Raw genomic sequence first — 20,915 nt, 5'->3', positions numbered from 1 at the left:
GGCTGACGTTGTGAATCCGGCGGGCTACGGCGTCCTGCTGCTGTGCGGACCGCTGGCAGCGATCGCGGCGGTGTGGCTGGCCGATCGCATCGGCGTGCCGTATCCCGTTCTGCTGGTGGGACTCGGTGCGTTCCTGGCCTGGGCGCCGTGGGTCAATGTGCCCACGCTCGCACCCGAGGTCGTGTTCTACCTGTTTTTGCCGCCGCTGCTCTATTACGCGGCGTATTTCATTGCGCCAGACGACCTTCGGGCCAGTGCCCGGCCGATCGGACTGCTGTCGGTAGGGCTTGTGCTGGTCACGACGGCCACCGTCGCGGGCGTTTTGGTGGGCATTGCCGGCGTGCCGCTGGCGGTGGCCCTGGTGGCCGGTGCGGTGGTGGCGCCGACGGACGCGGTCGCGGCGACATCCGTCTTCGCCCGGCTGGACGTACCGGAGCGACTGGCGACGATCGTCGAGGGTGAGGGCCTGACGAACGACGGCACCGCTCTGGTGCTGTACACCGGCGCCGTGGGCACCGCGATGGTCGGTGCAATCCGGCCCGGGCCGCTGATCGTGACCCTGCTTGCCGCCCCGGCGGGCGGCGCCGCGCTGGGCTTGGCCGTCGGCTGGCTGGCAGTGCAGGTGCGGCGGCGCATCGACCACTCCCTGTTGGAGATCACAATTTCGCTGGTGACGCCATACCTGACCTACGTTCTGGCTGAGGGTGTCCACGTGTCCGGTGTGCTGGCGACGGTGACCGCAGGCATCTATGTCGGTTCACACCTCAGTGCCATCTACGCTCCAGGCGCGCGACTGCAGGCCTTCGCTTTTCTCGATGTTCTGGTGTTCCTCCTCAACGTCGTGTTGTTTTCTTTGGTCGGCATGGAACTCGTGCGTTCGCTGCATTGGGTTCCGGGTATGTCCGCGGGACGCGTCGTCGTGGTGATATCGACCGTCGTCGCGGTGGTGATCGCATCGCGGCTGGTCTGGATGTTGTCCGGCCCGGTTACCGCGCGATTGTTCAGGCGCACCACCGATGAGCCGGTCTGGCGCGAACGCGTGGTCGTGGCGTGGGCCGGCATGCGCGGTGGCTTGTCGCTGGCGGCCGCGCTGGCCATCCCGTTACGGGTGGCCGACGGAAAGCCGTTCCCTGACCGGGATCTGATCATCGTGGTCGCCTCGGCGGTCATCGTGGCGAGTCTGCTCATCCAGGGCACCAGCCTGCCCTGGCTGCTGCGCCGACTCGATCTACGTGCCGAGGATTACGGCAGCGCGGAGAACAAGGTTCGGCTGAAAGCGGCCCGCGCCGCGTTGGCATGGCTGGAGGAGCATCGCGACGACACGACCGACGAAGCGACGGAATCTGCCCGCTCGCTGTACGAAGACAAAATACGGCGCCTTGAGTTCGGCCCGCCGGGCGACGATTCCGACGACGCGCGGGAGATGGAGCAGTATCGGGCGTTGCGGCTGCAACTGATCGGCGTCGAGCGGTCGGTCCTGATGTCGCTGAGGCGAGACGGCCGCATCAACGCGACGTTGCTGCGCGCCGTCGAACGAGACCTCGACCTTGAAGAGGCCAGACACAGCGGTTCCTGACGAGCCCGAGTCAGCAAGGGGCTCAGCGTGTTACGAAGAGTCTCCCCTGCCATTACGGGCAGCGGCCGTCGCCCGGGCGATGCGAGATCCGACGTCGTAGGCGACGATCTGCGCCGTCGCGCCTTCGACACGGCTGATGGCCCCGGCCATTTTGTCGGCGGTGCGATCATGCAGCAACCGCTCGAGCACCGGTGGATACGTCCTGCGTGGCAGCAACACGGTCACCTTGGTCCCCGGATAGTCGTCGAGCTCTCGACAGACGAGTCGCTGCGCCCCCCGGATGAGATTGCGATCCGGACACTCGACCATGCGGAGCGGAACGTCGTCCTCGAAATGCCCCCAACGCTCCTGAAGTCGTGCAGCGTGCGACCCGTCGAGCACGAAGTGGACCGCTGTGAGCTTGTCGGCATGCAGATCACTTCCGTAGTGCAGCGCCTCGATCGTCGCGAAGTCGAAGTGGTCGACAAGAACGAAGACCCGGTGCCGGTCATGCCCGACCAAATCGGTTCGCTCGGTCAACGTCATCTCCAAAACCGAGTTCTCGGCTCGATATTGGCGATTGAGCCGCATCAAACCGAACACCAGAATCGGAAACACGACAACCACGAGCCACGCGCCCTCGGTGAACTTCGCGACCGCGAAGATCAACACCACGATCGTCGACAAGATCGCCGCGGAGAGATTCACCACCACCCTGCGTCGCCAACCGGATTCACGATGATTCAGGTTGTGTTTGGTCATCCCATAACCAGCCATCGAGAATCCGGTGAAGACCCCCATCGCAAAGAGCGGCACCACCGCGTCGACCGAACCGCCGGTGACGATCACCAAAGTCACCGCCAGCGCGGTCAGAATGATGATGGCATTGGAAAAGACCAGACGGTGACCGCGTTTCATCATCGGCCGCGGCAGAAAACTGTCCTCGGCAACAAAACTGGTCAGCGCGGGAAACCCGTTAAAGCTGGTGTTGGCACCGAAGAACAAAATGGCTGCGCTCGCCGTCTGAAGGAGGACGTACATGACCGTGCCGATCAAGCCGTGGCCGAAGACCGCCCGGCCGACCTCGGAAAGCATCGAGGGATACTCGGCGATGTAGGGAGTGGCGTGAGTCGCGTGCACCAGGTAGATGACTCCCACCAGCAGAAACCCCAGAACGCAAGCCATCCTCGTCAACACCCGACGGGCGTTGGGCCCCTGCGGCTTTCGAAAAACATTCACCGCGTCGGCGATTGCCTCAACGCCGGTCAGCGAGGTACCGCCGTTGGCGAACGCCCGCAACAACACCAGCACCGTCGCACCCATCACGATGCCGTTGCCGTGGTGCACCGGTACCGCTCCGGCGATGTGCGCTGGATCGTATTGTGGTAAGCCCCAAAAGATCTGGCGAACAACACCGGTGACGATCATCACCACGAGCATGATGATGAACGAATACACTGGCACGGCGAAGATCCGGCCGGCCTCTTTCATTCCGCGCAGGTTGGCGTAGGAAATCAGCAGCAATGCCCCCACGGTGATCTCGAGGTGGTAGGAACCCAGTCTGGGTACCGCCGACACCACCGCGAACGTGCCTGACGCGCATTGCACGGCCACGGTGACCACGTAGTCGATCAATAGCGCCGCCGACGAGATCTGCGCGATCCGCGGCCCGAAATTCGCGCGGGCGACCACGTACGATCCGCCCCGCTGGGTGTAGGTCATCACCACTTGGCGATACGACCCCGTCACCAACGCCAAAATCAGCAAGATCACACCGGCGATCGGCAACACCAGCAGATATGCCGCCAGCCCGGCCGCCGGCAGAAGTTCGACCATGATCTGTTCGGGACCGTAGACAGTCGACGAGATCGCATCCGGTGAAAGCGCGCCCAACGCAACGACATTCGATAAGCTCTCATGCTCGAGATGCTCGTTGATCAGCGGCTTGCCCAGAAACACACGTTTCCAGCCGTCGACGAAAGTCGACGGCGCTTTGTCCGCGTCAGCCGGAATCGCCACAGTGGTGCTCCTCACCGCCCATACTTACGCCGCGAACGTTAGCGTCTATACCGGGGATTGGGTTACCAAAGAACGTCTAAGCAGCGTCGATTCACAGCCAATTAACATTCTTGGCCGAGTTGTGACGCCGTGCCCCAACCCGGTGGCCTGCGATGACGGCCAGTCATCGCACTGGCGGCTCCGTCAACTTGTTACGGGCGCCTTGTCCTTCTCGGTGCGGGCCATCGCACCGGCCTGCGCGATCCGGGATCCGACGTCGTAGGCGACGATCTGCGCCGTCGCGCCCTCGACCCGGCTGATGGCACCCGCCATCCGGTCGGCGGTGCGGTCGTGCAGCAGGCGACCCACGAGCGGCGCGTACGTACGGCGCGGCAGCAGCACCGTCACCTTGGTGCCCGGGTGGTCGCTGATCTCCTCACACACGAGTTCCTGAGCCGCGCGGCTGAGATTGCGATCCGGACACTCGACCATCCGCAGCGGCAGGTCTTCCTCGAAGTGCGCCCAGCGTTGCTGCAGGCGCGATGCGTGCAGCGCGTCGATCACGAAGTGCACCGCGCTGAGCTTTTCGGCATGCAGCCCACTGGCGTAGTGCAGAGCCTCGATCGTCGCGAAGTCGAAGTGGTCCACGAACACGAAGACCCGATGCCGGTCGTGCTTGTCCAGCCCGGCACCTTCGGCGCGCGTCATCTCCAAAACCGAACTCTCAGCACGGTATTGGCGGTTGAGCCGCATCAGCGCGAACACCAGGATCGGGAAGACCACGACCACCAGCCACGCACCCTCGGTGAACTTCGCGATCGCGAAAATCAACACCACCATCGTGGCCAGGATCGCCGCCGACAAGTTGATCGCCAGCTTGCGGCGCCAGCCCGGATTGCGATGGCCAAGATGATATTTCGTCATGCCGTACCCGCAGATCGAGAAGCCCATGAAGACGCCCATCGCGTACAACGGCACGACGGCGTCGACCGAGCCATCGGTCAGAATGACCAGAGTTGTCGATGCCGCCGTGAGCACCAGGATGGCGTTGGAGAACACCAGTCGATGGCCGCGCTTCATCATCGGCCGCGGCAAGAAGCTGTCCTCCGCGACAAAGCTCGTCAGCGCCGGGAAGCCGTTGAAGCTGGTGTTGGCGCCGAAGAAGAGGATCGCCGCACTCGCGGCCTGCAGCAATACGAACAGGATGTTGCCGATGGTCCCGGTGCCGAAGACCGCTCGGGCGATCTCGGACAGCATCGACGGGTATCCCGCGGCGTAGGGCGTCGCATGGGTCACGTGGGCCAGCCAAATGACGCCGAACAACAGGAAACCGAGCAGGCACGCCATCATGGTCAGCGCCTTGCGGGCGTTCGGGCCCTGCGGTTGGCGGAACACATTGACCGCGTCGGCGATCGCCTCGACCCCGGTCAGAGATGTGCCACCGTTGGCGAACGAGCGCAGCAGGATCAAAACCGTAGCGCCCATCACGAAGCCGTTGCCTTGGTGAACGGGCACCGCCCCAACGATGTGTTCCGGATCGTATTTCGTTAAGCCCCCGAAGATTTCGCGGACCACACCGGTAACGATCAATGCTGTCATCATCGTCGCGAAGGCATACACGGGGACGGCGAAGAGCCGGCCGGCCTCCTTCATGCCGCGCAGATTGCCGAACGAGAGCAGCAGCAACGCTCCCACGGTGATCTCCAGGTGATACGGGCCCAGACTGGGCACTGCGGAGACCACCGCTACCGTGCCCGCCGAGCATTGGATGGCCACCGTCACCACGTAGTCGATCAGCAGGGCCGCCGAGGAAAGCTGCGCGATCTTCGGGCCGAAATTCGCCCGCGCCACCACATATGAGCCACCACGCTGGGTGTAGACCATCACAACCTGCCGGTACGACGCGGTGACCAACGCCAGGATCAACAGGATGACGGCACCCAGCGGCAGGATCAGCGTGAACGCGGCCAATCCGGCGGCCGGCAGCAGTTCGATCAAGATCTGCTCGGGACCATATGCGGTCGACGACACCGCGTCTGGCGAAAGTGCCCCGAGCGCGATGGGATTCGACAGGCTTTCGTGCTCGAGATCGTCGTTGATCAGTGGCTTACCCAGGAAAAACCGTTTCCAGCCGTCGATGAATGTCAACGGGACCGTGTGCTCAGCGTCCTCTACCACGATTGCGCTTTTCCCCGCCCTCTACGTTCGCAATACTTACGCAAAACTTACGCCCGTGAACGTTAGCGGGTCTACTTGAGGTTGGGTTGCCCAACTAGGTGGAACGCGTACGGATTCTCAGCTGATTATCAACGTCGACCTGCACCGACTCAGCGAGCGGTCAGAACACCGGAGTGGTGGTTTGGGACCTTCCAGTGGATTCCGGCTCGCGGTGCGGACCGTCGCCTTCCGAACCTTGCAGCGCCCGCGCGACCCGGGACCCCACGTCGTACGCCAGAATCTGGGCGCTTGCGCCCGGGATACGACTGACCACCCGGGCGATCTCGTCCGCGGTGCGGTCGTGCAGCAGTCGTCCAGCCAACGGCGAGTACATCCGGCGGGGCAACAACACCGTGATGGTGGCGTCCGGATGATCGCCTCTGACCTGCGCGACCAGCCGCTCGGCGGCCCGGCTCAGCAGCCGGTCTTTACAGTCGATCATCCGCAGCCGGGTGTCGTAACCGAAGCGCTGCCAGCGCACCTGCAGGCGGGCGGCTCGAGCCTCGTCCAACACGAAGTGGATCGCGGTCAGATCGTCGGCGTGCAGTCCTTTGGCGTAGCGCATCGCCTCCACCTCGGCCAGGTCCACCGAATCGACGAAGACCAACACCCGGTGGTTCGCGTGCCTCTTCAGGTCAGGGAGGTCGGCCATCGACATCTCCAGCACCGAAGCCTCAACGCGGTATTGGCGGTTGAGCCGGATCAAGATGAAGACCAGCGCGGGAAAGACCACGACGATCAGCCAGGCGCCCTCGGTGAACTTCGCGATCGCGAAGATCAGCACCACGATCGTCGACAGGATTCCGGCCGAGAGGTTGATGGCCAGCTTGCGACGCCATCCCTCGCCGCGGTGCGTCAGCCAGTGCTTGGTCATGCCGTAGCCGGTCATCGAGAACGCGCTGAAGACGCCCATCGCGAACAGCGGCACCAGCGCGTTGATCGAGCCACCAGTCGCCAGCAACAGCACGATCGCCAGAACCGTCAACATGATGATCGCGTTGGAGAACACCAGGCGATGCCCGCGTTTCATCAGCGGTCGCGGCAGAAACTGGTCCTCGGCGACGAAGTGCGCCAACGCCGGAAAGCCGTTGAAGCTGGTGTTGGCGCCGTTGTACAGAATCGCCGCGCTGGCGGCCTGCAGCGAGAAATACAGGACATTGCCGATCAGCCCGTTGCCGAAGACCGCGCGGCCTATCTCGGACAGCATCGACGGGTAGCCCGCGACATACGGGGTCGCGTGGGTCACGTAAGCCAGCCAGGCGACACCGGCCAACAACAGGCCCAGCACCCAGGCCATGATCGTCAGCACGCGGCGCGCGTTGAGGCCTTCGGGCCTGCGAAAGAGGTTGACCGTGTTGGAGATCGCCTCGACACCGGTGAGCGACGAGCCGCCGTTGGCGAACGCCCGCAGAATCACCAGCACCGTCGCGCCCATCACGAGCCCATTGCCCTGATGAACCGGCACCGCGCCGTCGAGGTGGGTGGGGTCGTAGGTCGGCAGGCTCCCGAACACCTCGCGCACGATCCCGACCAGGACCATCAGCCCGAGCATCGCGATGAACCAGTACGTCGGTACTGCGAACGTCCGGCCAGCCTCGCGCAGGCCGCGCAGGTTGGCGTAACAGAAGACCACCACGGCCCCGACGGTGATCTCCAGGCTCCAGGGACCCAGCACCGGGATCGCCGAGACCACCGCCACCGTGCCCGCCGCGCACTGGATCGCCACGGTCACGACGTAGTCGATCAGCAGCGCTGCCGCCGCGACCTGCGCCACCCGTGGCCCGAAGTTCTCCCTGGCCACGATGTAGGAGCCGCCGGCTCGCGTGTAGGCCATCACGACTTGCCGATACGAGGCAGCGACCAGCACCAGGATCAGCAGGATCACGCCAGTGAGCGGCAGCAACAACGCGAACGCCGCCATGCCCGCCGCCGGCAGCAGCTCGACCATGATCTGCTCGGGACCATAGGCCGTCGAGGAGATTGCATCTGGTGAAAGTGCGCCCAGCGCAACCGGATTGGACAGTTTTTCGTGCGCGAGCTCGTCGTTGATCATCGGCTTGCCGAGGACAACACGTTTCCACACGTCAATGAATGACGGCGCAATCTTGTTTACGCCAGCCGGACCTGTCACCAGGCATTTTTAACCGACCACCAGGGGCGCCCGCTTTCCTCCTTACGGGATCTTGATGGCCGCTTACGGGATCTTGACGCCGCCCGAATTGCCGGAGTTCGTCGCAGCCGCGAAACCGAACCTCGATACAGTGGTCAACGACAGAAACTGCTTGAAAAGATGGGCGACGTGGCAGACGAGACAGACACCAGTTCCGCGAAGCGACCGATGGCAGCAGACCCTGCCACGGTGTTCTCCGCGCTGGCCGAGATCATCTATCAGGGCTCGGACGCCGGCCAGATATACGCGGCCATCTGTGTGGCCGCGACGCTGGTCGTGACGGGCTGCGATCACGCCAGCCTGCTGGTCCGCCGTGACGGGCAATATGTCACCGTCGGCGCCAGCGACCGCATCGCGCAGCGGATCGACGACCTCGAACGGCTGGCGGGCGAAGGACCGTGCGTGGACGCGATCGAGGAAGAAACGCCGCAGATCGAAACGGACCTGACGACGCCGAACGAATGGCCCCACCTGGCGGCCCGGCTCGTCGCCGAGACGCCGGTGCGCGGGGCGATGGGCTTCCGCATCCTGGTCGATAAGCGCAAAACCGGTGCGCTGAACCTATTCAGCGACACGGCAGGAGTCTTCGACACCGAGGCCGCCGGGCAGGCCATCGTGCTGGCATCGTTCGCCAGTGTGGCGATCAACGCGGTCGCCTCCGGCGAGGACGTCTCCACGCTGCGCCGTGGACTGTTGTCCAACCGCGAGATCGGTAAAGCCGTCGGCATGCTGATGATGCTGCACGGCGTGGACGAGCAGGAGGCGTTCAACGTGCTGCGCCGGTATTCGCAGGACCTGAACATCAAGCTCGCCGATGTTGCGCGCTCGGTCATCGACAGCCGCGGCAAGTTGTCCCTCGGCGAGAGCGGCCGGTCGCTCGGCCAGCAGTAGCGCCGCCGACCGGTCTACTCGGGCAGCCGCAGCTCGGGTTTCTCGACCTCTTCGATGTTGACGTCCTTGAACGTCACCACCCGCACCTGCTTGACGAAGCGGGCCGGCCGGTACATGTCCCACACCCAGGCATCGGACAGCCGCAGTTCGAAGTACACCTCGCCGTCGGCGTTACGCGGCACCATCTCGACGCTGTTGGCCAGGTAGAAGCGACGCTCGGTCTCCACCACGTAGCTGAACTGCCCCACGATGTCTTTGTATTCGCGGTACAGCGAGAGCTCCATCTCGGTTTCGTACTTCTCGAGATCCTCGGCACTCATCGGCTCAGCCGTCCTTCTACATCCCATGCTTGGTTCAGGGCTCCCATCTTTCCCCACCCGTTCAGATCGTGTCGATCCGGTGCGCAGTCGGCCACCACCCGGCTGCCCGAACCGGCCGAAACCCGGCGCACGTTGATGAACGACCGACGGTGCTCAGCGCAGGGGCCCAACTCGTTGAGAGCGGCCGAGTGCGCCGCGGTGCTGTAGCCCTTGTGGACGGCGAAGCCGTAGCCGGGATGGTCGGCTTCCATCGCCACCATCAACCGGTCCCGGCTGACCTTGGCCAGCACGCTGGCCGCTGCGATGCACGCCGCGGCGGCGTCGCCGCCGATCACCGGCAGTGAGGGCACCGGCAACCCCGGCACCCGGAACCCGTCGCTGAGCACATAGCCGGGCCGCACCGGCAGCCCCGCCACCGCTCGTCGCATCCCCTCGATGTTCGCCACGTGCACACCGCGCCGGTCGACCTCCACAGACGGAATGAACACCACGTGGTAGGCCACCGCGTAACGGCGAATCAGCGGATACAGCTTCTCCCGCACCTTCTCGTTCAGCTTCTTCGAATCATCCAGAGCAGCAAGGCTTTCCAAGCGTCCCGGGCCGAGTACGCAGGCCGCGACCACCAGCGGCCCGGCGCAGGCGCCACGGCCGACCTCGTCGACCCCGGCCACTGGGCCCAGGCCGCTGCGATACAGCGCCGACTCCAGGGTGCGCAGGCCAGAGGCTTTGCGGATCACCGCCCGTGGCGGCCAGGTGGTGGCCATGCCTAATGATTCTGCTGCGGATTGACCGCGTGCACACCACCCCAGCGCGAGGGCGGCCACACGATGAACCTCGCCTTGCCGATGACGTTGCTCACCGGCACCGTGCCGGCCATCGGATCGCCCGTGCACAGCAGTCCGTTCATCGCGTCGGCCGGGGTGCTGGTGCAATGGGCGCGGGAGTCCGCCGAATGGGTCCGGTTGTCACCCATCACCCACAACCGGCCCTGCGGGACGTTGACCGGACCGAACTCAGGACCCAGGCACGGGTAGACCGTCGGGTCGGCGTTCAACGTGGCCGGATCCAGATACGGCTCCTTCAACCGCATGCCGTCGACGGTCAGCCCGGTGTTGTTGCGGCACTGGACGGTTTGGCCACCGACGGCGATGACGCGCTTGACCAAGTCGTTCTCGTCAGGCGGCACGAAGCCGATGAAAGACAGTGTGTTCTGCACCCCGCGGATCACGGGGTTGTGCGAGCGGATCGACTTGTAGCCGATGTTCCACGGCGGCGGACCCTTGAACACGATGACGTCACCAGGGTGCGGCGTCGTGAAGTGAAAAGTCAGCTTGTCCACCATGATCCGGTCGCCGACGCAGCCGGCGCAGCCGTGCAGCGTGGGTTCCATCGATTCCGACGGGATCAGGTAGGGCCGCGCCACGAACGTCAACATGACGTAGTAGAGCAGCAGCGCGATGACTGCCAGGATCACGGTTTCCCGCAACGCCCCGTGCTTCTTGTCGGCGTGGTCAGCCTCGTCGGCGTCTGGCGCGGGTGGAGGGCTTGTCGCGACGTTTGGCTCGGCCGGATCGGAATCGGGTTGACCCTCAGGCGAGTCGGTCGTGTCAGTCACCGCTTCAGCGTAGCCAGCGCCGCCGAGCTATTCGGGATGGCCGGCGCAGAATCGCCGACCCGCGCCAAAATCAGCGCTTCTCCTTGATTTTGGCCTTCTTGCCACGCAGCTCACGCAGGTAGTAGAGCTTGGCACGCCGGACGTCACCACGAGTCACGACGTCGATGTGGTCGATGTTGGGCGAATGCACCGGGAAGGTCCGCTCGACGCCGACGCCGTAGCTCTCCTTGCGGACGGTGAAGGTCTCACGGACCCCGCCACCCTGGCGGCGCAGCACCACACCCTTGAACACCTGGATGCGTTCCTTGGCGCCCTCGATGACCTTGACGTGCACGTTGATCGTGTCGCCGGGGCTGAAGGCCGGGAGGTCGTCGCGCAGCGACGTCTTGTCGACGAAGTCCAGCGTGTTCATTTCGGCAGACACTTCCTTGCAGTCGCGGCTGCGTGTCGACGCTCCCCCGCAGTGGACGGGTGGGCAGTCAACCGAGCCGATGGATTCGGGCAGCTGGGCGTCTCGCGCTGGGCGGGGGCGACCGTCCGGCCGGCCACCGCTGGAGACAACTGGTCAATTGTGCCAGATCGGGACCACGCAGCGAAATCACGGCGAATCGCCGCCGTCGCCTGACCCACCGCGACGTGGGCCGATGGTACACATGACAATGCGTTTCGACGGTCTGACCAGCGGCGAGCGGCTACGGTCACCGCTGGCCGCCGTGGTCGCCGCGGCCATTCTGGCGCTGTCGTCGACCGGCTGCGAAGCAAAGGTTTCCGGCGCGCCTGGCGACCCGGCGCCGTCGATTCGCGGTTCTGAGGCACCGGAGTCGCCGTCTGGGGCCACTGCGTTCGCCGGGTTGGCGGACCGGATTGCCCACGCGACCAACGACGCCGCCGCCAACGGCGCCACCATCTCGGTCGCGGTGCTGGACCGGACGACCAAGCAGCTGTTGTCGAGCGGCAATGACCAGTTGGCCGCGATCGCGTCGGTGGCGAAACTCTTCATCGCCGACGATGTGCTGTCGCGCGGGTCGGCCGGCGACGGCGCGCTCTCGCCGGCCGACCGCAAGGCGCTGGACAGCATGCTGCGGTCCTCCGACGACGGCGCCGCGGAGACGTTCTGGGCCGCCCGGGGCGGCGACATGATCACCGCGGTCGCGGCCCGTTACCGGTTGACGTCCACGGTTCCGCCCGGCGACGGCCTGTGGTGGAACACGATCAGCTCGGCATCGGATCTGGTGCACTACTACGACAGGCTGCTCGACGGGTCGGGTGGGCTGCCCGGCGATCGCGCGGAGATCATCGTCGATGACCTCGCCGGGTCGACCGCCACCGGGGCCGACGGCTATCCACAGCGGTTCGGCATCCCCGACGCGCTCTACGCCGAACCGGTCGCGGTCAAACAGGGCTGGATGTGCTGCATGGACGGCAGCAGCTGGATGCACCTGTCCACCGGGATCATCGGGGCCGACCGGCGCTACGTGATGGTGATCGAGTCACTACAGCCTGCCGATGACGCCACCGCACGCGACACCATCACCCAGGCGGTCAAGACGATGTTCCCCGCCGGCCGGATCTGACCGTCAGCGTCGGTCCCACAGGTCGGGCCGACGTTCGCGGGTGCGCTCTTCTGACGCACGCCGGCGCCACGCCTCAATCCGGGCGTGGTCGCCGGACAGCAGCACCTCGGGCACGTCGAGTCCGCGCCAGCTCGGCGGCCTGGTGTAAGAGGGACCCTCCAACACGCCCTCGGAATGCGAATCGTCTTGATGCGACGCGGGATTGCCCAACACGTTGGGCAGCAGCCGAACCACGGCCTCGATCATGACCAGGGCCGCCGACTCTCCCCCGGGCAGCACGTAGTCGCCGATCGAAACCTCTTCGACGCGCATCCGCGTCGCGGCGTCCTCGACGACCCGCTGGTCGATCCCCTCGTAGCGCCCGCAGGCGAACACCAGATGCGCCTCGCTGCCCCACCGCTGCGCGGTCGACTGGGTGAACAATGCACCGGCAGGTGTGGGCACCACGAGAAGCGTTTCCGGAGAACAGATCTCGTCGAGCGCTTCACCCCACACCGGTGCCTTCATCACCATGCCGGGACCGCCGCCGTACGGCGCGTCGTCGACCGAATGATGCACGTCGTGTGTCCAGCCGCGCAGGTCGTGCACCGCGAGCTGAACAAGACCTGACTCTATTGCCTTGCCCGGCAACGACTGTCGCAGTGGATCCAGGTAGCCGGGAAAGATCGTCACGACATCGATCCGCATGTCCTCAGCTCTCCAGTTCCAGCAGACCCTCGGGTGGATCGATCTCAACCAGGTTGTCGGCCAATGAGACCGATATGACGATCGCGCTGACGAAGGGCACCAACAGTTCACTGGCGTTTTCGCGGTTGACCGCCAGCAGTTCGCCGCCCGACGTGTGCAGCACCTCGGCGACGACACCGATGTCGTGGCCCGCGGTCGTGCGGACCCGGAGACCCTCGAGCTGGTGGTCGTAATAGGTGTCCGGCTCGTCGATCGGCGGCAGGTCCGCGGAGTCGACGACGAACACACTGCCGCGCAGCGCATCTGCGGCGTCGCGGTCGGCCACTCCGGCCAGCCGTACCAGCAGGCGGTTGCCGTGGGCGCGCACCGTCTCCACGGCGAAGCTGCGCTCCCGGCGATCAGAACCCTTGGCGCGCAACACCTCACCCGGCGCGAACCGAAGCTCCGGGTCGTCGGTGCGAACTTCGACGACGAGTTCGCCGGTGACGCCGTGTGCTTTGACGACGCGCCCGACTGTCAACTCCAAGGGAGCACTCCGCTACTGGTCGGTGTCCACCACGTCGACTCGGATGCCACGACCACCGATGCCGGCGACCAGCGTGCGCAGTGCGGTCGCGGTGCGCCCACCGCGACCGATCACCTTACCGAGATCGTCGGGGTGGACGTGCACCTCGACAGTCCGGCCACGCCTACTGGTCACCATGTCGACGCGCACATCGTCAGGGTTGTCGACGATCCCGCGGACCAGGTGTTCGACGGCGTCGACGACGACGGTACTCATGCTCGTTGTCAGCTCTCGGTCGCCGGTTCGGCCTGCTCGGCTTCAGCAGCCGGCTTGTCGGCTTCAGCAGCCGGCTTGTCGGCTGCTGCGGCCTCAGCGGCTTCGGCCTTTTCGGCTGGCTTCTCGGCCTTGTCCGCTGCGGCGGCCTTCTTCGCCGGGGCCTTCTTCTGCTTCGGCTTGGCGGCCTCGGTGTCGGGGGCACCGTCGGCGGCGGCCAACGCGGCGTTGAACAGGTCGAGCTTGCTCGGCTTGGGCGCGGCGACCTTCAGCCGGCCTTCCGCACCGGGCAGACCCTTGAACTTCTGCCAGTCACCGGTGATCTTCAGCAGCTTCAGGACGGGCTCGGTGGGCTGAGCTCCCACCGACAGCCAATACTGAGCGCGCTCGGAGTCGATCTCGATCAGACTGGGTTCCTGCTTGGGGTGGTACCGGCCGATGACCTCGATGGCCCGGCCTTCGCGACGGGTCCGCGAATCGGCGACGGCGATGCGGTACTGCGGGTCGCGGATCTTTCCGAGCCGGGTGAGCTTGATTTTCACAGCCATGATGAAACGACGTCTCCTAGAAGTGTCACGCTGCAATTCAGCGATGCGGGCGGGTTGCCCGATCCGGTCTTGCCTCGCGTGTGTGACCGCCGGGCAAGCACCGCGGTGACGATGGGTCGCGCGACGGACAGCGGCCTATTGTGCCAGAACCAGGCCTGAAGTCAGAAATTCGCTCCGAACGGGGCGGCTACAGGATTTTCTGGAAGCACTTGGTTTCCACGCGCCGGGTCATCCGCCAGCCCTGCGCGGTGCGCACGAACTCGTCGTCGTACCAAAGCCCGCAGAACATGATTTGTTCCTGGTCTTTTTTCGTCGCCCCCGGCAATACCATGGGGTTGAAACAAATCGTCCGCGACGACGCGGTGTCCCCGTCGATGCGAACCGAGAAGTTGCCCAGCATGTGCGCGTACATCGGGAAGTTCGGCAGAACTTCCGCCAACCAGGCCTTGACCTCCGGATAGTGACCCTCGATGCCGCCGAGTGCGGTGTAGTCGATGTACGCGTCCGGGGTGAACACCGCGTCGAGGCCGTCGAAATGACGGGTGTCGATCGCCGTCGAGTAATCGACGATCAGCTGCTGGATCTCCAACCGGTCAGAGACTTCGGCGTGGCTCAACATGGATCGATTCAACACCTCTCAGCGACACGGCAGGGCCATCGGGCCGGTACTGTCTGTGGCCATGCGGATGCTTCTTGCCGCAGCAGCGGCTGCCCTGTCCCTCGTGATCACCAGCAGCACGGCATGGGCTGACGCCGGCGTGCAACCGGTCGGCTCGGTGCCCATCCCCGACGGCCCGGCCCAGACCTGGCTGGTCGCCGATCTGGATTCCGGCCGGGTGCTGGCTGCGCGCGACGAAAACCTGCGTCACCCACCCGCCAGCACCATCAAGGTGCTGCTGGCGCTGGTGGCGCTCGACGAGCTGAGCCTCGATTCGACGGTCGTCGCCGACGCGGCCGACAGTCAGGTCGAATGCAACTGCGTGGGCGTGAAACCCGGCCGCAGCTACACGACCCGCCAACTGCTGGACGGCCTGCTGCTGGTGTCGGGCAACGACGCGGCCAACACGTTGGCGCACATGCTGGGTGGCCCAGATGCGACCGTCGCCAAGATGGATGCCAAGGCCGCGTCACTCGGCGCGGTCAACACACACGCATCGACCCCGTCCGGCCTGGACGGCCCCGGCGGATCGGGCTGGTCGACCGCCCACGACCTGGCCGTCATCTTCCGCGCGGCGATGGCCAAACCGGTGTTCGCTCAGATCACCGCCGAGCCGTCCGCGATGTTTCCCGGCGACAACGGTGACCACCCGATCGTCAACCACGACGAGCTGTTGACCCGTTACCCGGGAGCGATCGGCGGCAAGACCGGGTTCACCGACGCCGCCCGTAAAACGTTCGTCGGCGCCGCCGCCCGCGGGGGCCGCCGCCTCGTGGTCGCGATGATGTACGGCTTGGTCCGCGAGGGCGGGCCGACCTACTGGGATCAGGCCGGAAACCTGCTCGACTGGGGTTTCGCGCTGAACCCGCAGTCGGCAATCGGAGCGCTGTAGGCCCTTGAGGACACCCACGACGGTTTGGGCTAGTCTTCTGTTGCCGTGGCGTTCTATTGCGCAGGAGTCCAATATCAACGTCCGCGGCTCGAAGTCGACACACGTCGACACCGTCCGAGGGTTGAGTCCGACAGCCATTGCCAACGAGCCTGCGTCGCAAGCAGCCGATGCAGGTCCCCGTAAGGAATGAGATATCGATGATGGCCGACAACCAACATGCTGCATCCGGCTCCCCTCCGCACTCTGACAAAGACGACTTCCACGCTGCTGAGTCATCGGTCGAAGGGCTGGCGGTCGTATCCGTCAGCGGAAGCGTGGACATGCTCACCGCCCCCGGGCTCGCCGAAGCCATCGAGACCGCGCTCGCCAAGGAGCCCAGCGGCCTGATCGTGGATTTGTCCAAGGTCGAGTTTCTCGGCTCGGCCGGGATCAGCGTGCTGATGAAAACCCGTGACACCCTCGGCGAAGTCACCCCGTTCTGCGTGGTCGCCGACGGGCCCGCCACCCATCGGCCGCTCACCTTGCTCGGCATCAACGAGCTGATGCACCTGTCTCGGCGGCTCGATGATGCGGTCAGCAAGCTCACTGACAGCTGACCCCTCAGGTCGGCAGACCGACGCCGCTCAACAACGACGTCAGCAGCGCGATCCGCTCGTTCTCGATATCGGGTTGCGGTAGCACCGCTCGCAGCATCGCGGCCCCGTCGAACGTGTTGGTCAACAACGCGACCAGGACCGGGAATGTCTCCTGCGGGAAGCTCTCGGCACCGGGCAATGCGCGCGCGGCATCGCAGATCTTGCTGGTGTACTGCTGCAGCACGTGTTGCAGAGTGGCATTGAGCTTTTCGTCGGTGCGCGCGGCGACCATCAGTTCGTACATGACCGCATTGGTAGGGCTACTGGTGATGTCTCGCAGAATCGTCAGGCCGGCCTCCAGTGCCGGCCGATCGGACGGGATCGCGGCGACCTGCTTGGTGAACGAATCCAGTTGTCGCCGAAGCACTTCGTAGGCCGTGGCGGCCATGAAGTCGCCCATGGTGTCGAAGTGCCGGAACAGCGCCCCGACCGATACCCCGGCGCGCTTGGTGATCACCGCCGCGGACGCCCGCGCATATCCCACCTCGATGATCGTCGAGATGCTGGCCTCGAGCAGACGCGCGACCGTCTCTTCACGGCGCTGCTGCTGGGTTCTGGCCATGCGAGGACCTAGACGCTCGAACCGACGAGTTGCGGATGGCCCGCCCCGGCGCGCAGATAACGACCGGACTTCACCGTCTTTCCGTAGCCCTCCCGGAATTCGCCGTCGCGGAACACAATTGCGCCGCCCACGCCGGTCGCCACCACGGTGGCGTCGTTGCGGTTGACCATCCGGCTCAGGTCGCCGTAGAACGGAACCTTCTCCTCGTGATAGGAGTCCACCGAGTCGTCAAGGGCGGCGGGGTCGATGACGACGAAATCCGCTCTGTCGCCTTCGCGCAACGTGCCGGCATCCAGACCGAACCACTCGGACACCTCACCGGTCAGCCGATATACCGCGTGCTCGATCGTCATAAACGGCCGGCCGTCTCGGTAACCGTCCAGCACGCGCTTGAGCAGGCGCAGCGAGGAGTTGTAGAACGCCATGTTGCGCAGATGCGCGCCGGCGTCAGAAAAGCCCATATGGATGCTCGGTTCGGTGGCCAGCTTGTTGAGCTGCTTGGGCCGATGGTTGGCGACGGTCGTGGTCCAGCGCACGTTGCGCTCGCCATTTTCGACGAGGACATCGAGGAACGCATCCAACGGATGTATCCGCCGCTCGTCGGCGATCGCACCGAAACTCTTGCCGATCAGCGTCGTGTCGGGGCACTCGACGATCACCGCCTCGTGGAAGTCCTTGTGCCACAGCGACGGACCGAATTTCTTTCGGTCGAATTGGCGGCGGAACCTGCGCCGGTAGTCCTCGTCGGCCAGCAGCGTGTTGCGCTCCAGCTGATCACGCAGATGCAGGGCGGCGGTTCCGGCGCCGAACTCTTCGAAGACCGGTAGGTCGATGCCATCGGAGTAGAGCTCGAAGGGCACGGGCAGGTGCTGGAAGCGCACCTTGGAGCGCAGGACGAAGTTCAGCAGCCGGGTGCCCAGACCGAACACGTGCACGGCCAACGGCATCGACTTGGCGTCAGCCGACACCAGCAGGCTCATCCGAACGCCTTTGCGCAGCCCGAACATCGGGCTACTGGACAAGAAGAACAACAGCCCCGACTCGGCCTTGGCCACATTCGGCGCACTCTGCAGAATCCGGCCCCGCTTGCGCAGCACCTTGATCAGCTTGCGGCGTTCCCGCCATGTCGCGAACGTCGACGGCAGCGCACGAGACCGGAACCGCTCGCCGTCGAGTTTGTCGATCGCGGCGTCCATCCCGGACATGCCGAGCATGCCGGCGCCCAGCGCGTCGTCGAGCATCGCCGCCATCTTGTCGAGTTCGGCGTCGGTGGGCTCCACCGAGTGGTCGGTGGCGCGATCGAGGCCCAGCACCGCGGTCCGCAGATCCGAATGGCCAAGCAGCGAGCTGACATTGGGGCCCAGCGGCAGGCTGTCGATCGCCGCCACGTATTCCGCGGGCGTCGTCCATGTCTTGTTGTCTTCCAACGCACCGCGGACGAATTTGCGCGGGACCGCCTCGACACGGCTGAACAGGTCCGCAGCGTCGTCGGTACTGGCGTAGACCGTCGACAGCGAGCACATCCCGAGCAGCACGGTCGTGACACCGTGGCGAACCGACTCGCGCAACCCAGGATCGAGCAGCACCTCGGCGTCGTAGTGGGTGTGCACATCGACGAAACCGGGGACGACCCACATGCCTTTCGCGTCGATGATCTCGGTGCAACCGGTCTCATCCAGCGGGCTTGACGACACACTGGCCACGACGCCGTCGCGGATACCCAGGTTGCGGGTCTGTGGCGCGCTGCCGGTGCCGTCGAACCACAAGCCGTCGCGAATGATCACGTCGTAGGTCATATGCGCCACTCCTCCTCATCGCTGCGCTCTGCATCGTCGTCGGCGTAGCTCACTATCGTCCTCCGCATCGTTGGGGTGCGCCGACGCTAACATAGATAGCGAGTACTCGCAATCTTGTTTTACAGCCTGCCCCTGCTTCGGTCGCCGAGCGGCTGCGGGCTCACCGCACCGAGCAGTTCGGTCAGCGCGGCGACGGGGATCTGTTCGAGTTGCTGCACGGCCTCGACGATCTCGCCCCGCAGCGTGGCGTCGGCGAACGGTTCGCCGAGCCAATCCAACTTCTCCACCACCCGGTCCCACGACATGGGCCGCGTTGGCGAACCCTCGAAGTCGTCTTGTTCACGATGCAACTCACGTCCGTCGGTGGTGGTGATGTGCACGCGAGCCTGCGTGCGTTCGGGGTAGGCCGCTGTCAAGTCGTCGGCGGCGCGGACGTGCACCCGCGCCAGGAGGTCTTGGACGTCGGGACGGCACACCCGTTCGGTCTCGAGCTGTTCTGGTCCGGCCTGGCCGTCCAGCAGCGCGACGGCGACGAGGTACTTGAGGTTGTAGTCGGCCTGCTCCTTGGTCGACGGGTGGTCTTTGCTCCCGAAGCCACCGCCACCGGCGATGTCGAATGCGCCCTGAAAGACCTCGAGTGTCACCGACGCGACGTCGGCTGCGGTGACGCCGTGTTCGTCGCGCAGTGCCAGCGTCGCGTCGATGACCACTTGGCCGTGGATCAGCGAGCAGTACTGCTTGAGGTAGGTCTGCTCGACGACGGTCAGTGACCGGTCCGATGTACGCATGTCGATCGGCTGGTCAAACAACTGCTCCAGGCCGTTGGGGCCCTCGAAAAGCGAACGAGGCCCGGTGATCCCGCGGCCCGCGAGCATGGTCGCGTACACGGCGCGCATCCCGGTGATGGCCGGCGAGATGCCCTTCCAGGTCGAGACCGGCTCGGTGTGCACCGCGGCCAGCGACACATTGTCCACGGCCGAGGCGGCGATCGCATCGGCGGTCTGTTCGGCGTCCAGACCGAGCAGCTTGGCCGAGCCGGCGGCGGCCGACATCGCCAGCTGCAGCGCATGATTGAGTCCGCGAGCCATCACGGGAACCTCTGCGCTGAACCGACATTGGATCTCGTAGGCGACGGCAAGGGCGAGCAGGAAATCCGCTCCACCGGCCCCGGCGTGCTCGGCGACGGCAAGCACCGCACCGAAATTGTCCGCGGGATGGCACAGACCACCCGGAGTCAGATACGTGTCGAGCAGGTCGGGGTAACGCACCAGCACTGCATTGAAGAACGCCGACTGATCCACCGAGGCGCGGCCACCGCCGACGAACGTCGTGGTAGGGCGACCGCTGAATTGTTCGGCGTGCGCACGGATCGCGGGGATGAGTTCGCCGTCGAGGGCGCCGAGCGCACAGGCAATGCTGTCCAGCACGTTGCGCTTGAGCATGGCCAGCGCGTGATCGCTCATATCGGACAAGGCTGCCTCGGCAACGAATCGGCCCAGTCCATCGATCAGGTATGACTCAGTCATGGCGATATACTTTCGAATACCGTTGGGACATTGGGATTTTCGTCTCCGGCGAGCTCGATGCGGCGGTGCATGTCCGCAGACATGTCCGGCATCGAACTCAGGTCGAACCAGCGCGCTGCGAGGTTCTCGTCGTCGGCGGCGAACGGTTCCCCGGCGATCCAGTCCATCCGGAACACGTGGTCGAGGTACTGCGTTTGGTCGCCGTTGGCGTACACGATCGGGCGGGTGACGTGCACCCAAGCCAACCGGCTGGCGGTCGCATGAATACCGGCTTCTTCCAGCACTTCTCGCACCGCAGTGTCGGCCGGGTTCTCCCCCGGATCGACGATCCCGGTCACCGGGGTCCAGGCGTGGTTGTCAGACCGTTGCACCAGCAGCACCTGCTGATCGCGCAGGACGACCGCGGTGGCGGCGACCAACCACAACGGTGCGTGTCCGACGTGCCGGCGAAGCTCGACGATGAATTCCGGGATCGGCATTACTCGACGCTCCG

General features: G+C 65.2%; 19 protein-coding genes and 2 pseudogenes. 5 read left to right on the top strand and 16 right to left on the bottom strand.

The annotated features are described in order from the left end of the window. Window positions 1–10 precede the first annotated feature (10 nt). Window positions 11–1,576, top strand: a complete 1,566-nt coding sequence (locus G6N27_RS00185; protein ID WP_163774239.1) for a Na+/H+ antiporter — start codon at window positions 11–13, stop codon at window positions 1,574–1,576. A 69-nt stretch (window positions 1,577–1,645) separates the two neighbouring features. On the opposite strand, the pseudogene G6N27_RS00180 reads toward G6N27_RS00185, so the two are convergent. The 3 genes and pseudogenes from G6N27_RS00180 to G6N27_RS00170 form a co-directional block, all read right to left on the bottom strand. Then, window positions 1,646–3,574: pseudogene (locus tag G6N27_RS00180) on the bottom strand (APC family permease); the annotation flags it as partial. Window positions 3,575–3,757: 183 nt separating this feature from the next. After that, the gene (locus tag G6N27_RS00175) at window positions 3,758–5,734 is read right to left on the bottom strand and encodes an APC family permease (protein ID WP_163781132.1); all 1,977 of its coding nucleotides are present in this window, start codon (window positions 5,732–5,734) and stop codon (window positions 3,758–3,760) included. A 238-nt stretch (window positions 5,735–5,972) separates the two neighbouring features. Beyond that, window positions 5,973–7,901: pseudogene (locus tag G6N27_RS00170) on the bottom strand (APC family permease); the annotation flags it as partial. A 159-nt stretch (window positions 7,902–8,060) separates the two neighbouring features. On the opposite strand from G6N27_RS00170, the gene G6N27_RS00165 reads away from it, so the two are divergent. Beyond that, complete coding sequence (locus G6N27_RS00165) at window positions 8,061–8,831, top strand: GAF and ANTAR domain-containing protein (protein ID WP_163774236.1); 771 nt, start codon at window positions 8,061–8,063, stop codon at window positions 8,829–8,831. 14 nt (window positions 8,832–8,845) lie between these two features. Here the strand turns inward: G6N27_RS00165 and G6N27_RS00160 are convergent, their stop codons facing one another. The 4 genes from G6N27_RS00160 to rplS form a co-directional block, all read right to left on the bottom strand. Further along, the gene (locus G6N27_RS00160) at window positions 8,846–9,151 is read right to left on the bottom strand and encodes a DUF2469 domain-containing protein (protein WP_007171389.1); all 306 of its coding nucleotides are present in this window, start codon (window positions 9,149–9,151) and stop codon (window positions 8,846–8,848) included. After that, window positions 9,148–9,915 (bottom strand): ribonuclease HII, encoded by a 768-nt coding sequence (locus G6N27_RS00155; protein WP_163774234.1) that lies wholly within the window; start codon window positions 9,913–9,915, stop codon window positions 9,148–9,150. The genes G6N27_RS00160 and G6N27_RS00155 overlap by 4 nt, the downstream gene beginning before the upstream one ends. A 2-nt stretch (window positions 9,916–9,917) precedes the next feature. Further along, window positions 9,918–10,766, bottom strand: coding sequence for a signal peptidase I (gene lepB / locus G6N27_RS00150; RefSeq protein ID WP_163774232.1), 849 nt, complete (start codon window positions 10,764–10,766; stop codon window positions 9,918–9,920). A 70-nt stretch (window positions 10,767–10,836) separates the two neighbouring features. Further along, entirely contained in the window at window positions 10,837–11,178 is a 342-nt protein-coding gene (gene rplS / locus G6N27_RS00145) for a 50S ribosomal protein L19 (RefSeq protein WP_067334446.1), read from the bottom strand. A gap of 247 nt (window positions 11,179–11,425) precedes the next feature. Between rplS and G6N27_RS00140 the strand changes: the two genes are divergently transcribed. Continuing rightward, window positions 11,426–12,340, top strand: a complete 915-nt coding sequence (locus G6N27_RS00140; RefSeq protein ID WP_163781127.1) for a serine hydrolase — start codon at window positions 11,426–11,428, stop codon at window positions 12,338–12,340. Window positions 12,341–12,343: 3 nt separating this feature from the next. On the opposite strand, the gene trmD is transcribed toward G6N27_RS00140, so the two are convergent. The 5 genes from trmD to G6N27_RS00115 all read right to left on the bottom strand — a co-directional run bounded on the left by trmD (window position 12,344) and on the right by G6N27_RS00115 (window position 14,972). Next, on the bottom strand, window positions 12,344–13,027 hold the full coding sequence (trmD, locus tag G6N27_RS00135) for a tRNA (guanosine(37)-N1)-methyltransferase TrmD (RefSeq protein ID WP_163774230.1): 684 nt from the start codon (window positions 13,025–13,027) through the stop codon (window positions 12,344–12,346). A gap of 4 nt (window positions 13,028–13,031) precedes the next feature. Next, window positions 13,032–13,553 carry a ribosome maturation factor RimM gene (gene rimM / locus G6N27_RS00130; protein ID WP_163774227.1) on the bottom strand — a complete coding sequence of 174 codons (522 nt, stop codon included), beginning with the start codon at window positions 13,551–13,553 and terminating at the stop codon, window positions 13,032–13,034. A gap of 12 nt (window positions 13,554–13,565) precedes the next feature. Further along, the gene (locus G6N27_RS00125) at window positions 13,566–13,808 is read right to left on the bottom strand and encodes an RNA-binding protein (protein ID WP_003878715.1); all 243 of its coding nucleotides are present in this window, start codon (window positions 13,806–13,808) and stop codon (window positions 13,566–13,568) included. A gap of 8 nt (window positions 13,809–13,816) precedes the next feature. Continuing rightward, window positions 13,817–14,353: a 30S ribosomal protein S16 gene (rpsP, locus tag G6N27_RS00120; protein WP_163774225.1), complete on the bottom strand. Its 537-nt coding sequence runs from the start codon at window positions 14,351–14,353 to the stop codon at window positions 13,817–13,819. Between the two features lie 187 nt (window positions 14,354–14,540). Beyond that, a complete protein-coding gene (locus tag G6N27_RS00115; protein ID WP_163774224.1) occupies window positions 14,541–14,972 on the bottom strand; it encodes a nuclear transport factor 2 family protein in 432 nt (143 codons plus the stop codon). Between the two features lie 61 nt (window positions 14,973–15,033). Between G6N27_RS00115 and G6N27_RS00110 the strand changes: the two genes are divergently transcribed. Next, window positions 15,034–15,903, top strand: a complete 870-nt coding sequence (locus G6N27_RS00110; protein WP_163774222.1) for a D-alanyl-D-alanine carboxypeptidase family protein — start codon at window positions 15,034–15,036, stop codon at window positions 15,901–15,903. A 197-nt stretch (window positions 15,904–16,100) separates the two neighbouring features. Next, window positions 16,101–16,499: an STAS domain-containing protein gene (locus tag G6N27_RS00105; RefSeq protein WP_232064800.1), complete on the top strand. Its 399-nt coding sequence runs from the start codon at window positions 16,101–16,103 to the stop codon at window positions 16,497–16,499. 4 nt (window positions 16,500–16,503) lie between these two features. Here G6N27_RS00105 and G6N27_RS00100 read toward each other — a convergent pair whose 3' ends face one another. The 4 genes from G6N27_RS00100 to G6N27_RS00085 form a co-directional block, all read right to left on the bottom strand. Next, window positions 16,504–17,100, bottom strand: coding sequence for a TetR/AcrR family transcriptional regulator (locus tag G6N27_RS00100; RefSeq protein ID WP_163774219.1), 597 nt, complete (start codon window positions 17,098–17,100; stop codon window positions 16,504–16,506). A gap of 8 nt (window positions 17,101–17,108) precedes the next feature. Beyond that, complete coding sequence (locus G6N27_RS00095) at window positions 17,109–18,896, bottom strand: N-acyl-D-amino-acid deacylase family protein (RefSeq protein WP_163774217.1); 1,788 nt, start codon at window positions 18,894–18,896, stop codon at window positions 17,109–17,111. Between the two features lie 119 nt (window positions 18,897–19,015). Next, on the bottom strand, window positions 19,016–20,422 hold the full coding sequence (locus G6N27_RS00090) for an MmgE/PrpD family protein (protein ID WP_232064798.1): 1,407 nt from the start codon (window positions 20,420–20,422) through the stop codon (window positions 19,016–19,018). Further along, window positions 20,419–20,901, bottom strand: coding sequence for an NUDIX hydrolase (locus tag G6N27_RS00085; RefSeq protein ID WP_163774213.1), 483 nt, complete (start codon window positions 20,899–20,901; stop codon window positions 20,419–20,421). Before G6N27_RS00085 ends, G6N27_RS00090 begins: the two co-directional genes overlap by 4 nt. Between the last annotated feature and the right edge of the window lie 14 nt (window positions 20,902–20,915).

It is taken from the genome of Mycobacterium cookii (assembly GCF_010727945.1).
Lineage (GTDB): Bacteria > Actinomycetota > Actinomycetes > Mycobacteriales > Mycobacteriaceae > Mycobacterium > Mycobacterium cookii.
Note: the sequence above shows the minus strand (reverse complement) of the source record. Positions and strands in the feature narration are given on the sequence as shown.